Genomic DNA, 13,930 nt, shown 5'->3' with positions numbered 1-13,930 from the left:
AAAAACCCTCCATTTTTAAGAGGTTTAATTTTTAACCTTTTCTTTTTTGGTTTACCCATCATTGCAAATCCAATTGCTAGAAGACAAAAAAATTCGAAGTCGGCATGGACCGACTTCGAATGTGATTAGAATGGATTGGTTGCTAAAAGGCTTGCGGTTTTGATATAAACTCGCGGATGTAATTTTAATTGGGAAACGATAAATTCAGCAATATCTTCAGGTTGCATATATTTTTCATCATCGTTTTCTGCGATTAAATTGGTTTTGACAGCCAGTTCTGTAGCTACCGTGCTAGGAGTTAGGCCCGTCACTCGGATATTGTTTCTCCGGACTTCTTGTGCTAATGATTCAGTTAGACCAATTACTCCAAATTTAGATGCGCTATATGCACTAGAAGTAGCAGCACCATTCAACCCATTAGTCGATGAAATATTAATAATATCACCGCCATTTTTTTCGATTAACTGTGGAAGTACAGCACGAGTTACATAATATGTACCCATTATATTGACATCAATGATTTTCTTCCATTCCTCTGGATCCATTTCTAAAAGAGTTGCAAATTTTCCAATTCCGGCATTATTTATTAGAATATCCGCCGTGCCCAACTGGTTTGTCAATTTTTCAATGGCTTGATTTACTTCTTCTAAGGATGAAACATCAACTGCAGCATATGCTACTTTAACTCCCAAACCTTCAACTTCACTTGCCACTTCCCTTAAAGCAGCTTCTGTTCTTGCAAGCAAACCAACATTTATCCCTTCATTTGCTAATGCAATCGCAATCGCCTTGCCAATTCCTCTTCCAGCACCAGTTACAAACGCAACTTTTCCTTTTAATGATTGTCCCACTACAAACAACTCCTTCGATAAACTATCATTCCCTACTTTTCCATTATATATTGAGGAAAGCAGCCATTCTAAAATTATGCCTGCAAGGTTGATTTAAAGTAGTGCCTTAAGTGAATTTTTCAACAACGCGACAATCTAGTAACCGTCATATTCCTTTTAAAGTCCACCCAATTCAGGTAAGATTTACTAGGAGACTTGTAACAAAGAGGAGTTTTTTTCGTATGGATGTGACAAATGTAACGACATTGCTTGTAACCATTGTTCTCATCGGGAATATTGTGCTTGCGGGTGTGGTTGTGTTTATAGAACGAAGAGACATTGGTTCTACATGGGCCTGGCTGATGGTCCTTTTCTTTATTCCAATCGTGGGATTTTTAGTTTATCTGTTCCTGGGAAGGCAATTAAAACAGAGGAATTTTTACCGTTTATCAGCTGAAGAAAGAAACTATCTTCAATCAACTGTAAAAGAACAAATTCAACAGCTGCAAAACAGGCGTTTTTTCGACTATAAACTGCTAACAAAACATTCTGATTTGCTCTTGATGAACTTGAACTCCTCCAATGCATTACTGTCGATGTACAATGAAATTGAGATTTTCAGTGATGGTCATAAAAAATTTCATGCTTTGTTTGAAGATATTAAAAATGCGCAAGAAGAGATTCATCTGCAATATTACATCATACAGCGCGATTCCCTTGGAAAAAGACTGCGCGATGAACTGACAAAAAAAGCTAAAGAAGGGGTCAAGGTCCGGGTTCTCTATGACGAAATTGGTTCTAAAAGGATTTCTCCTGGTTTTTTTAAAGAACTCATTCATTATGGCGGTGAAGTTGAGGCCTTTTTTCCCTCGTTTCTTAAATTGATCAATTTTCGCATAAATAACCGGAATCACCGAAAAGTTTGTATCATCGACCGAAAGATTGCTTTTATCGGCGGCTTTAATATCGGAAATGAGTACTTGGGCTTGGATAAAAAATTCGGCTACTGGCGTGATACCCATCTAAGAATTAAAGGTGAATCGGTGAATCAATTACAAGGAAGGTTTCTTTTAGACTGGAATTATGCTGCCAAGAATAAATTGAACCTTGAGCCCTATGCTGTACCAATGGAAAAACCAGAAGGGAATAGTCCTGTTCAAATCATTGCAAGCGGACCAAACTCTGAAACGGAACATATCAAAAATATGTATATTAAACTGATTATGGCGGCTAAAAAAACCGTATACATCCAATCCCCGTATTTTGTTCCTGATACCAGCTTTATGGATGCCTGCAAAATTGCCTTGCTTTCAGGTGTTGATGTTCGAATTATGATACCTAGTAAAGGGGATTTTCCCATAGTTTATTGGGCAACCTTGGCATACACTGGTGAACTGGTCGATTACGGCGCAAAAATTTACTTGTATGAGAAGGGATTCATCCACGCAAAAACGATTGTAGTAGATCAGGAAGTGGCTTCTGTTGGGACTGCCAACATCGACAAACGCAGCTTTCAATTAAATTTTGAGGTGAATGCCGTAATATACGATGAAAAAGTCGCTAAACAGCTTAGTGATTTGTTCCTGCAAGATTGTCATGATAGCTCTCAACTGACAATGCGAAAATATAAAGAGCGCTCCATGTCTATCAAGTTTAAAGAGGCCATCTCACGTCTTTTATCGCCTATATTGTAAAAAACTTGGCACCCCATTGAGTACCGAGTTTTTTACGAATGTGGTCAGTCAACTGGTGCGTTAGCTTTGGTTTACCGGGGGACTGTCCCCAATGTCCGGATTCTAACCAATAATTTTTAAAAGTAATTTTTAATATAAAAATAGAAATAGACGCAATCCTTTTATAGAATTACGCCCATGAAAAACTGGCACATTAACCAATTAGCTTGTAAAAATTAACATGCCTCAACTAGTATAGCAATTCCTTGCCCTCCCCCAATACAGAGAGAAGCAATCCCGAAACGTCCGTTTATTCTCTTTAATTCTAGTATAAGTGAATATAAAATCCTCGCCCCGCTTGCTCCAACAGGGTGTCCAAGAGCGATTGCTCCCCCGTGAACATTTGTCTTTTCCCGGTTTAAACCCAGTTCCCTCTCAACAGATAAATACTGTGAAGCAAAAGCTTCATTTACTTCCAACAAATCAATATCATGAATCGTTAAATTTTCCTTATTTAAAAGTTTTTGAATAGCAGGAATGGGGCCGATTCCCATTAATGTAGGTTCGACACCTGCAATGCTCCAGGAAACAATACGGGCAAGCGGTGTCTTAGTATTTTTAGAAATAAACGAGTCACTAGCAACCACAAGGGATGCAGCCCCATCATTAATTCCACTGGCATTCCCTGAGGTAACCGTTCCTTCCGTCTCAAATGCAGGTTTTAGTTTTCTTAACGCTTCTATATTAGTACTCTCCCGAATATGCTCATCTTCTGTTATCAAGAAACTTCCTTTTCTATTCTTTATTTCAACTGGAACAATTTCTTTTTGGAATACACCACTGTTTCTCGCAGCAGATGCCCTTTGTTGACTTTGTAATGCATATTCATCTTGATCTTCCCGTGAAATATTATATTTCTTAGCTATATTTTCAGCTGTAATCCCCATACCAATTCCACTATATTCATCCGTGAGCGTAGCCCACAACATATCATCTAATTGCGGACTCTTTAAGCCTGTTCCAAAGCGGCTCCCATACATTACATAAGGAGACTGGCTCATATTTTCAGTTCCACAAGCTAAACCAGCTTCACCCTCCCCTAATATGATTGACTGGGCAGCAGAAATTACTGCTTGCAAGCCTGAGCCGCACAAACGGTTAACCGTTAAGGAAGGGCTTGTAATTGGAAGTCCTGATTTTAAGGCAATATGCCTGCTTAGATAGGAAGCATTACGGGCAGTATGGATAACGTTCCCTACAACAGAGAAGTCAATATGGTCTGGTTCTATACCACTTCGTCTGATCGCCTCTTTACTTGCAGTCACCCCGAGATCTGTGGCGCCCACATCTTTTAACACTCCTCCAAATGAACCAAACGGTGTCCTGGCTCCTTCTAAAATATAGATATCTTTCATTTTCTTCATCCCTTCTTATTTAAATCGTACTGTCATCCCTTTTGCTACTTGGATTTCTCGGCAATTACCATAATCCCAAACCTTTTCTGACCATTTTTTATTAATTAATAGGAATAAAACCCCTTCTTGGTTTTTCGTCCTAAGTAGCCGCTCCGAACCATTTTACGTAAGAGTGGAGCTGGGCGGTATTTACTATCTGAAAACTCATCGTATAAAACATCCATCACCTGTAAGCACACATCTAAACCGATTAAATCGGCTAAAGCTAGTGGACCGATCGGATGACTTGCACCTAATTTCATTGATTGATCAATTTCTTCAGCCGATGCGACTCCTTCCATCAATAGAAATACAGCTTCATTTATCATTGGGACTAACATTCGGTTTACAACAAAGCCAGGGGCTTCATTCACTTCAATCGGTACTTTTCCAATTGAATGTATAAACTCTTTACTTCTCGTTACAATCCTATCATCTGTCCGGTGCCCGCGAATGACTTCTACTAGTTTCATTATGGTTGGCGGATTAAAAAAGTGCAGTCCTATTACTTGATCTCGTTTTTCTATATACGACGAAATTTCGCTTATACTAATCGATGAAGTATTTGTAGCTAATATAGTTTTTTCATCACTGATTTTATCCATTTGTTTAAAAACGGCACTTTTAATCTCCTTCTTTTCAGGTACAGCCTCGATGATGAGATCAAAACAAGCGTGTGGAAAGGTAGAGGTTGGTTCTAGATGTTTTAAAGTGGTTTCTTTTTGTTGTGCATCTATTTTTCCCTTTTCTTCTAAAGAATTAAGCTGCTTTTCAATGCTGTCTATTCCCCTATCAAGCTGGTCTTTGGATTGATCGAACAATGTGACCTCGTGATTATGGTGTGCAATTACTTGAGCGATTCCTGCTCCCATTGTTCCTGTTCCGATAACGAGAACCTTTGACATGTTTATTTCCTCCCGTTTCCTATTTTTTCATTCTATGTAAAAAAGCTTATATAAAATGAAGCCGAGCAGCTGCAAATGGGCATCTGCTCGGGCAGCAAAGGATTTATTGTTACTTGTAGATTAGCTAGTTACTTCACTTGGTTCCTCTGAATCTTTGACGATTTCCGAAGCATATTTAATTTTTTCACCCCAATTAATTGATCTTTGGATGACCACTTTTTGTGCCTGCGGTGATCCCGCACCATGCATACACTCAATAATTGGAGTCGAGCCGGTCATATTTTCAATAAGACGTCCCATTTTAATTCTTTGAATTGGATCTACATTTTCACCTGTCCGATAGTATTTATAAATATAAGGAGCAATTCTTGGGTTATCTAACTCTTTTTCAGAAGGCAGTGTGGCTACAAACCCACCTGCTAAATCTTGGGAAAGCTTTGTTACTTCCGGATAATAACGAGCAGTATTTAGTTTAGATGTATTTGCCAACACGGGATCAACAAAAGCAGTACCACATCCAGATGTAGAACAATTAAATGAACAGGCGAGGGCTCCACTATACATAGTTTCAACTAAGTGAGCCATTTCAGAAAGTTTCTCCTTCACATGACTGGCTTTTGAGATTCCATGCATGTCTGCAAGTGACGCTGTTGCCCCAATCAGAACATCAAGATTTCCTGCCTTACAAGCACCATAGTTTTGACGATGGTAGGATGCGAAGCGATCAACAAGTTTTCCGGTATACTTGGTTTCTTTATACATAAATACACGTTCCCATGGAACAAATACATCTTCAAAAATAATCAGCGCTTCTCCGCCGACCACTCCATATTTGGCATTTCCTTGATCTATTTTTCCTTCCCATTTACGGCTGTCATTAACTTGCCGTCCAAAAACATAGACAATCCCTGCTTCATCGGCTGGAACAGCGAAGGAAATGGCGTAATCTGCATCGTTTGGCGTCATCGCAGTACCCGGCATAACTAAAATTTGATGTGAATTGATGGCACCGGTTTGATGCATTTTTGCACCGCGAACAACAATCCCATCTTCTCTTTCTTCTACCACCCTGACATACTGATCAGGGTCTTGTTGTTCTGACGGTCTTTTCGAACGGTCTCCTTTTGGATCTGTCATGGCTCCATCTGTCATAAAGTCATTATTTTGTGTATCAATTAAAAATCGTTTAAATCTTTCATGATAATTCGTACCAAGATCCCGGTCCATCTCCCATGTGGTTGAATATAGGGTAATCAAGCCATCCATTCCAACACATCGTTGAAAACAGGTTCCTGTTATTTGTCCCGCAACCCGAAGCATCATCGCTTTCTTAACGAGATCTTCTTGGTTTTGCGGAATATGTGTCCAACGGTTTATTTTTTCTCCTGTCAAATGTGAGGTTGCACTGCCAAGTTCTTCATATTGCTCTTCTGTACCCAATTTATAGGTAACAGATGCTGCATTAATATGCGGTCTCATCGCCGGATGATCGACTACATTTTCAACCCTTTCTCCCATAAAATAAACTTCCTTCTTTTGCTTGCGAAGACTTTCAATATATTCTTCTTGTGTCATCATAGTAATTTTCCTCCTCTTTTTTTAGACGCATTGTTTTATGAGTTGTAATCTCATCTAACATTCCATTAATGAATTTAAAAAGTTTATTAATCAATTAGACACACTGCAGCTATTTACCTATCGAACAAATTCTAGCTTTCACCCAAATAATCAATCGCGAGGGCCATAAAATAACGGATAGATTCGATGAATTTATCAATTTCTACATATTCGTCTGGCTGGTGTGCAAGTTTTGGATTTCCCGGGCCAAATATAATCGTCGGTATTTTCAAATGAGGGCAATAAACAGATGCATCCGTATAATAATTAACACCTGAAGGAGTTAGCTCTATGTTTAAATGGTTCTTAGCAGTATTAACAGCAAGTATCACAAAATCATCTGATTCATTGGTGCCTACGGATTCCATACTATTTATGACCTTTATTTGGCAGGTTGATTGTGACCGGATTGAGATTTCTTGGATCATATTCTCGATATCTTTTAAAATCCTATCTTTATCCTGTCCAGGAATTGTTCGTATGTCTAAAGTCAATTTACATTGATCCGGTACAACATTTGTTTTTACACCACCATCAATTGTCCCAATATTAATCGTTGGATGACCTAATAATGGGTGCGGCGTGTAATCAAATTGATAGGATTGGAGAGTATTTATAAACTCATTCATCGTTAAAATAGCATTAATACCCTGGTCTGGCATTGAACCATGCGCTGTTTTTCCATTGGTAGTGATTTCTAGCCATAAACAGCCCTTATGTGCAGTGAAAAGTTGGTTTTCGCTAGGTTCCGAAACAACCAATGCGGTTGCCTTGTCTATTTGCCCTTTTTCCACGACTATTTTTGCACCGTATCCATCGACCTCTTCACCTGCAGTCCCGACAAACTGTACCGTTCCCTTTAGTTTCACTCCGGCACGTTCTAAATATTTCAGAGCCAGGACCATTGCAGCAACACCACTTTTCATGTCGGTCGTTCCTCGCCCATATATTTTATTACCTACTACCTTCCCGGAAAAAGGATCATGTTCCCATTCGACCTTCCCCGTTGGAACGGTATCTAAATGACCGCTGTAAATTAAATATTTTTCATCTGTCTCAACATATGGATAGGTAACAAATAGATTAGCGCGATTGTTACCAAGATCATCTAATGCAACGTGAAGATTGGATGGTGTTAAATATGTCTGTATCACCTCAGCTACTCTTTTTTCATTTCCCGGTTGATTCACACTGTTCACTTGTATAAGTGATTGTAAAAATTGAATGGCCTCTTTTTCATTAATCGTTTCAAAAATGGATGGCAAAACCTGCATGCTATATCCCACCTTTTTTAATATGGTTCTCAGAAAAACCTAACTAATCGATTTCTCAGTTTTAATCAATTTTATACTGGCATTCGTTACCTTCTTTTCCTTCAAAATGAAAGAACAAACTGCCGCTACTGCCGAAACTATGGCAAAGAAGATAAAAACTCTGCTAAAATCTTGTGCTCCATTTGCCCCTACTTTTACTAAATACCCTGCAACCAGAGGAGAAACAAATGCACCCATTTGACCAATTCCATTCGCTAATCCTGTTGCACTTCCAACAACTTCCTTTGGATATAATTTAGGCAGATAAGCATAAATCGAGCCAAAGTTTAAGTTAACAAAGAAACCAACGAGCAATAGCAGTGTAAGTAATAGACCCGTATTACCTTTTTCTACTGCACCAAGCATCCACAGTACAGGAATACTGCAAATATACCCAATCAAAGCAACAGGCTTCATTCGATGAAGAACGTTATCCATCAGCCATCCCCCAAGCATCATAGCGAAGAAAGCAACGATATATGGTGCAGATGCGAACAAGCCCATTTCCTTAAGATTTAACCCATGCTGGGTAACCAAAAAGGAAGTTAACCAGGTCGTTGTTCCCCAATAAACAGCTAATTGACAAAATAGACACAAGGTAAAAACATAAAAATTAACATCTTTGAGGAAAATACCGTAGCTTTTTCTTTTCTCTTCTTTCGAAATCGTTCTAACAGAAGCAACATCATCCCCATCAATATCCTGATCCTTACTCAATTTCCCTTTCGCAATCATTTCTTTTGGAGAATCTGATATAAAACGCCATAGTAAGAAAATTCCGATTACTCCCGGTATAGCAAGCACATAGAAGACCGGTCTCCAATCACCACTGAAAAAATAAACAGAGATACTAGTAACGATAACCGGCACGATTGCCGGGGCAACGGCCCATGAAGTTGCGAAAAACGAAACAGCCCTTCCTCTTTCTTTATGAGGGAACCAGTTATTTATTGCCCGAATGGCCGGGGCAAAATGGTGTCCTTCTCCAAGCCCTAATCCAATTCGGAGGGCCAAAAACTGGCCGAAGGTTTTTACCATTCCTGTTATAGCGGTAACGAATGTAAAGACTGTAATGGCTACATACATAACTCTTTTGGCTCCAAATTTATCAGCCAGGAAACCAGCGCTAATTTGCGCAGCAGCATAGGCAAAGAAAAACACAGATGCTAGCTGCCCTACTTCCACAGGGGTTAAGTTTAAATCCTTCTGTATGAATGGCAGAAAGGTTAAGACCGCCATCCGGTCAAAATAATTAATAATATAGACTAACCAAAGAACGATTAAAACCGCATATCGATAGCCCCAAGCCTTTTTCACAATTGTAGACATTGCATCTCTTCCTCTCTTTTGTAAAAAAAATTAGTGATGCTGTAAATTCTTCAGCACATTCTTTATAATTTTCCCCGCCGCATTACGAGGCAGTTCGGATACAAATTCTACTAGTTTCGGAACTTTAAAATTTGCTAATCTTTCTGCAACAAAATCTTTTATTTCTTGGCTCTCAATGGTTTCATCAGACTCTGGGACAATCACCGCTTTGACAATTTCCCCAAAGAGAGGATCTGGAACTCCTACGACAGCCACTTCATATACTTTAGGATGATTATAAAGAACATTCTCGACCTCAATGGAAAATATCTTTTCACCGCCCCGATTAATTAAGTCTTTTTTTCGATCGACAATATAAACAAAACCATCTTCATCTATTTTTGCTAAGTCGCCTGAGCGCCAAAATTCATTATGGAATGATGTTTGGTTGGCAGCCTCATTGTTCCAATAGCCTTCAACGATCATGGGCCCTTTAATTAATAGTTCACCCACTTCACCAGGTTTACATGGTTCATCCAAATCATTTACAACTCTTATTTCGCCAACAGGAACAGGCAGTCCAACGGAATCTACCTTTGACTCATTAAAGATTTGCGGCATAATGGTTGCAGGAGAGGAGGTCTCAGTGGCTCCATATGCATTATGCAAGTACGAATTCGGAAAATACTTTTTCAATTTATAAATCGTTTCCGACGACATCGGAGCACCGCCGTAGGCGATACAATTTACTTTTGAATAGCTATATAATGAGAAATCTGAATGTGCCATCATCATATTGTAGATGGTTGGAACATTAAACAAAAAGGATACATTTTCTTCCACTGTTAATCGGATGTATTCTTCTGTCTTAAACCTCCTCATTATAACGAGTGTCCCCCCTACCTTAACCATGTGAAAAAGCTGGCCAATTAAGCCTGTAACATGAAAGAGAGGAACAGCGATTAGGGTTATTGTTTTGTCATTTGTCTTTAACACGTATTCATAATTGATTGCACTGTGAATCGCACCAAAATGACTGCCGATCGCACCTTTTGGAAGTCCAGTTGTTCCAGATGTATACATAATAAATAATGGATCCTCTTCCGTTACATGAACATCCGCACCTGAAGAAGGTTGTTCTAAGATTTCAAAAGGCAAATAATCTTTTCGGTTTGGTGTTCTATTCCCCACTAAGAAAAAGTATTGAACATTTATGATGGAATCAAGATCTCTCATGCTTTCGACCTTCTCTAAAAATTCATCATCCACAACCAAGATCTGGCTGTTAGATTGTTGAATCATAAAAGAAAGTTCATCTTCTCTTAGTCTAGTATTTAATGGCACCACAATGGCCCCTAATTTAGCACAAGCAAAAACGAGTAAACAAAATTCAATACTATTTCCTAATATAAGTGCAACACGATCTCCCTTTTTTACACATAGCGAGTTCTGTAAATTACCGGCAATCTGCTCCACTTTTTCGTGCATTTCTTTATACGTTAAGCGATTTCCATTCATCACAAGGACCTCATGTGATGAATATTTCTGGGCAGTCTCTTTCAACATCGCATGCAGGTTTTTAGGCCGATTCTTAAAGACTTTTACTTTACGATTAAAGTGGACTTCATTGGTGATATTCATTTACTAACCTCCTAATCATTCCTTTAACGAGCAGTACATCCGCCATCAACATTTAATATCTGGCCAGTAACATAGGCTGATGTATCAGAAGCAAAGAAAACCACAGGTCCCACAAGATCCGAAGTTTCTCCGATTCTTTTGATCATGCTGGCATTGATTATTTTCTCAGCCCGTTCAGGATCAGATAACCAATCATTGGTCATTGGTGTTTTTATGTATCCTGGCCCAATGGCATTAACGGTGATATTATAGGGTGCTAACTCATCAGCCCAGACTTTTGTTACTTGGTTAATGCCTCCTTTACTAGCCGCATATGATGTCTGGAACGGCATTCCAATTGATCCTAAAATAGATGAGATGTTGATGATTTTTCCATAATTTTGTTTAATCATTTGTTTGGCACAAGCTTGTCCCACTAGAAAAAGTCCTTTTAAATTGACCGTTAATACTTGATCCCAATCGCTTTCTTCTACTTCAACTAACAGCTTCCGGATATTCATTCCTGCGTTGTTCACTAAGATATCAAGCGAGCCGAATTGATCCACAATTCGCCTGACTAGCAGTTCCACCTGATCCTTTTTCGTAACATCACAAGGAATATAGGCTGCTTCGATATCCTCTTCCTTTAACTGTGAAACAGCCTTTTCCCCTTCTTCAGCCCCTCGGCTGGAAATAACAAGCGTTGCTCCATAATGCCCTAATGCCTGAGCCATGCTAAATCCAATCCCTTTACTTCCTCCTGTAACGAGGGCAACCTTGCCTTTTAAATCAAATGTTGGAAGATCCATCCTCTCAATCACCTTCATCCTCTTTTATTTGTTGTCGTATTATTTATTATATATTGCAATAATTGTGCCAATTTTTCATATTTTATGAAAATATATAATAATTCGACATAATATTGCAAAAATACAGACATTTCTTCCTTTATCACCGTTAATATATTGATAATTATTCGTTTTCCCATTGAGTGTAATGAAAAAAGCCAACGAATGAACGTTGACTTTTGATTCCTTTTTTCATCAAAAACCTAATTTCTGCATTTTTTTTACCAGGGCTGATTGGCTAATCCCTAATTCTTTTGCAGCATGGCGTGTTGTCTTTGATTTTTCCATTTGCTCTTTGATTAGCTTTCGCTCAACATTCGCAATAATTTCCTTTAATTTCCCCGTTTCTATCTTTTTACGAGCCTTTCCTAGTAACAAGCTAGCTGGTAAATCCTGCATCTTTATTTCCTCATTGTCTGTTGTTACTACTAATCTTTCAATTAAATTTTCTAACTCTCTAATATTCCCTGGCCAGCGATATTCTTCGAAAAAATGAATGATTTCATGATGAAACCTTTTATTTAACTTATTCTTTTTATTGTTTTTATTTAAAAAATAGAAGGCAAGTGGAACAATATCTGCTATCCTTTCTCTTAAGGGAGGGACCTTTATAGGAACTATATTCAGTCGGTAATAAAGATCCCTTCTAAAATCATTTTTATCTACCATTTCCTCTAAATTCATATTTGTCGCTGAAATGACCCTTACATCAATTTTAAAGCTTTTTCTTCCGCCAACGCGCATGATTTCAAATTCTTGGAGAACCCTTAATAATTTTACTTGCAGATCCATTGGCATGTCGCCAATTTCATCTAGAAATATAGTCCCCCCGTCCGCCTGTTCAAACAATCCGGGCTTTCCCTGACTGTCAGCCCCTGTAAATGCGCCTTTTTCATAGCCAAATAATTCAGATTCCAGCAAGTGTTTTGGTATTGCGCCGCAATTCACTTTAATCAAAGGTGCATTCGCCCGATCACTTTCTTGGTGGAGATAATTAACAATCACTTCTTTCCCTACTCCAGACTCTCCTAAAATAAGGACCGTAGAATCAACCTTAGCTACCTTCCTTGCAAGATGAAAAACCTTCATAATTTCTTGGCTTTGACCGATAATTCCATCAAGATGCAAATGGATTAATTCTCTCTTTTTTAATTCTTCAATTTCACATACATACTGTTCCGTCAATCTCTTTGAGTGCAGCAGCTCAGTTTTCATATAATTTAAATCAGATATATCCCTTACGTTTGTTACAACATAGGTAATTTTCCCGTTATGGTCAAATACAGGATTGCCCGTTACTAATAATTCCTTCCCTCTAACCGTTTGAATAATCGTTTGAGCTGTTTTTTCCTCTAAAACCTTTATAGTAACAGATTCTGAAACTAGCCCTTCTTTTACCACAGTCATCATGTTCTTTCCCAGTAACTCTTGGCTATTTACACCAGTAATTCTTGAGTAAGCGGAATTAACCATAATTCCCACACCATCATTGTCTGCAACGTAAATACCATCGTAACTTGATTGAAAAATGGACAATAAGATGATTTCAATATCGGATTTGTTCACACTATCAAGCTTCGTGTTCTCAATCATGGAAATATCCTCATTGGTATATTAATTGTCATTTGATGCTCCCCCTTAGTTCGATTGAATTGAAAGCACTGTTTTGTAATGTGTTTTTTTAATAAAAAGAGTTGATTACTTTTTAAATCAAATTTTATATATGATTCTTAATCGAATCGTTCACACTATATAATTCTCTAAATATGTAAAACTTCCTTTTATTTTTTGTTTTTTTGAAAGAATTCGAAAGTTTTAAAATTAAAAACCGAAAATAGTTCGTTCTTTTCTAGCAGCTAAATCAATACCATTATAATAGATAATTTTGGAAATGAGGTTTTTATAATTCCATTTGTTAATGGTGTCTTAAAGCTTTAGTTTACCGGCCTATTTCTTTTTGGGATAGGGTAGTATCACTCCTATAAATTTCTCCACAGAAAAGAGCCTGCCCTATTAAAAAACATCACCCGGGTCAGGCCCTTACCAGGGTCCTACAAAAACATTAAGTTATTATTAATAATTGGGAGATTTACAAATATACTTTTCCAACAAGGCAATCATTTCTATAAATTCCTTGGGATTGGTGAATTCTCTCTCAGTCCAATTATTCTTAATCCAATCCACTAGCTCTGTTGGACTATTAAAATATTCTCCACTTGAATCTGAATTCCTTAGCATATACCTCCCATTTTCTTCATCTAGGGTCACTTCACAAGGAAATGCGTTATCATAACAACTTAAAAAGAATTCCATCCTTATGCCACTCCTTGCTTTTTGCCGTACCATAATTATTTCGGACAAC

The 13,930-nt window shown here is 38.1% G+C and carries 11 protein-coding genes; 1 reads left to right on the top strand and 10 read right to left on the bottom strand.

Annotation, left to right across the window (positions count from 1 at the left end; all coding sequences use genetic code 11):
* Nucleotides 1-125 precede the first annotated feature (125 nt).
* Nucleotides 126-851 carry a 3-ketoacyl-ACP reductase gene (locus AA980_RS20885; protein ID WP_024028133.1) on the bottom strand — a complete coding sequence of 242 codons (726 nt, stop codon included), beginning with the start codon at nt 849-851 and terminating at the stop codon, nt 126-128.
* A 221-nt stretch (nt 852-1,072) separates the two neighbouring features.
* On the opposite strand from AA980_RS20885, the gene cls reads away from it, so the two are divergent.
* Nucleotides 1,073-2,524 (top strand): cardiolipin synthase, encoded by a 1,452-nt coding sequence (cls, locus tag AA980_RS20880; RefSeq protein ID WP_024028134.1) that lies wholly within the window; start codon nt 1,073-1,075, stop codon nt 2,522-2,524.
* 215 nt (nt 2,525-2,739) lie between these two features.
* Here the strand turns inward: cls and AA980_RS20875 are convergent, their stop codons facing one another.
* From AA980_RS20875 to AA980_RS20835, 9 genes are all read right to left on the bottom strand, one after another.
* Nucleotides 2,740-3,918, bottom strand: coding sequence for a thiolase family protein (locus AA980_RS20875; protein WP_024028135.1), 1,179 nt, complete (start codon nt 3,916-3,918; stop codon nt 2,740-2,742).
* 104 nt (nt 3,919-4,022) lie between these two features.
* Complete coding sequence (locus tag AA980_RS20870; protein WP_201779391.1) at nt 4,023-4,868, bottom strand: 3-hydroxyacyl-CoA dehydrogenase NAD-binding domain-containing protein; 846 nt, start codon at nt 4,866-4,868, stop codon at nt 4,023-4,025.
* Nucleotides 4,869-4,982: 114 nt separating this feature from the next.
* Complete coding sequence (locus tag AA980_RS20865; RefSeq protein WP_024028137.1) at nt 4,983-6,440, bottom strand: 4-hydroxyphenylacetate 3-hydroxylase family protein; 1,458 nt, start codon at nt 6,438-6,440, stop codon at nt 4,983-4,985.
* A 131-nt stretch (nt 6,441-6,571) separates the two neighbouring features.
* A complete protein-coding gene (locus AA980_RS20860; RefSeq protein ID WP_024028138.1) occupies nt 6,572-7,753 on the bottom strand; it encodes a M20 family metallopeptidase in 1,182 nt (393 codons plus the stop codon).
* A 39-nt stretch (nt 7,754-7,792) separates the two neighbouring features.
* Complete coding sequence (locus AA980_RS20855) at nt 7,793-9,121, bottom strand: MFS transporter (protein ID WP_024028139.1); 1,329 nt, start codon at nt 9,119-9,121, stop codon at nt 7,793-7,795.
* Between the two features lie 30 nt (nt 9,122-9,151).
* Nucleotides 9,152-10,741 carry a class I adenylate-forming enzyme family protein gene (locus AA980_RS20850; protein ID WP_024028140.1) on the bottom strand — a complete coding sequence of 530 codons (1,590 nt, stop codon included), beginning with the start codon at nt 10,739-10,741 and terminating at the stop codon, nt 9,152-9,154.
* 23 nt (nt 10,742-10,764) lie between these two features.
* On the bottom strand, nt 10,765-11,529 hold the full coding sequence (locus AA980_RS20845) for an SDR family NAD(P)-dependent oxidoreductase (RefSeq protein ID WP_024028141.1): 765 nt from the start codon (nt 11,527-11,529) through the stop codon (nt 10,765-10,767).
* A 234-nt stretch (nt 11,530-11,763) separates the two neighbouring features.
* A complete protein-coding gene (locus AA980_RS20840) occupies nt 11,764-13,161 on the bottom strand; it encodes a sigma-54 interaction domain-containing protein (RefSeq protein ID WP_024028142.1) in 1,398 nt (465 codons plus the stop codon).
* A gap of 480 nt (nt 13,162-13,641) precedes the next feature.
* Nucleotides 13,642-13,881 (bottom strand): hypothetical protein, encoded by a 240-nt coding sequence (locus AA980_RS20835; protein ID WP_024028143.1) that lies wholly within the window; start codon nt 13,879-13,881, stop codon nt 13,642-13,644.
* Nucleotides 13,882-13,930: the final 49 nt, after the last annotated feature.

This window comes from Neobacillus vireti (assembly GCF_001026695.1).
Lineage (GTDB): Bacteria > Bacillota > Bacilli > Bacillales > Cytobacillaceae > Neobacillus > Neobacillus vireti.
The sequence above is the reverse complement of the archived record's forward strand: the minus strand, read 5'-3'. Positions and strand labels throughout refer to the sequence as shown.

Excerpts from the sequence above, each read along its gene's own strand:
- AA980_RS20850 (WP_024028140.1), bottom strand. The coding sequence starts at position 10,741 with ATGAATATCACCAATGAAGTCCACTTTAATCGTAAAGTAAAAGTCTTT.
- AA980_RS20860 (WP_024028138.1), bottom strand. The coding sequence starts at position 7,753 with ATGCAGGTTTTGCCATCCATTTTTGAAACGATTAATGAAAAAGAGGCC.
- AA980_RS20865 (WP_024028137.1), bottom strand. The coding sequence starts at position 6,440 with ATGATGACACAAGAAGAATATATTGAAAGTCTTCGCAAGCAAAAGAAG.
- AA980_RS20855 (WP_024028139.1), bottom strand. The coding sequence starts at position 9,121 with ATGTCTACAATTGTGAAAAAGGCTTGGGGCTATCGATATGCGGTTTTA.
- AA980_RS20840 (WP_024028142.1), bottom strand. The coding sequence starts at position 13,161 with ATGATTGAGAACACGAAGCTTGATAGTGTGAACAAATCCGATATTGAA.
- AA980_RS20835 (WP_024028143.1), bottom strand. The coding sequence starts at position 13,881 with ATGGAATTCTTTTTAAGTTGTTATGATAACGCATTTCCTTGTGAAGTG.
- AA980_RS20845 (WP_024028141.1), bottom strand. The coding sequence starts at position 11,529 with ATGGATCTTCCAACATTTGATTTAAAAGGCAAGGTTGCCCTCGTTACA.
- AA980_RS20875 (WP_024028135.1), bottom strand. The coding sequence starts at position 3,918 with ATGAAAGATATCTATATTTTAGAAGGAGCCAGGACACCGTTTGGTTCA.
- cls (WP_024028134.1), top strand. The coding sequence starts at position 1,073 with ATGGATGTGACAAATGTAACGACATTGCTTGTAACCATTGTTCTCATC.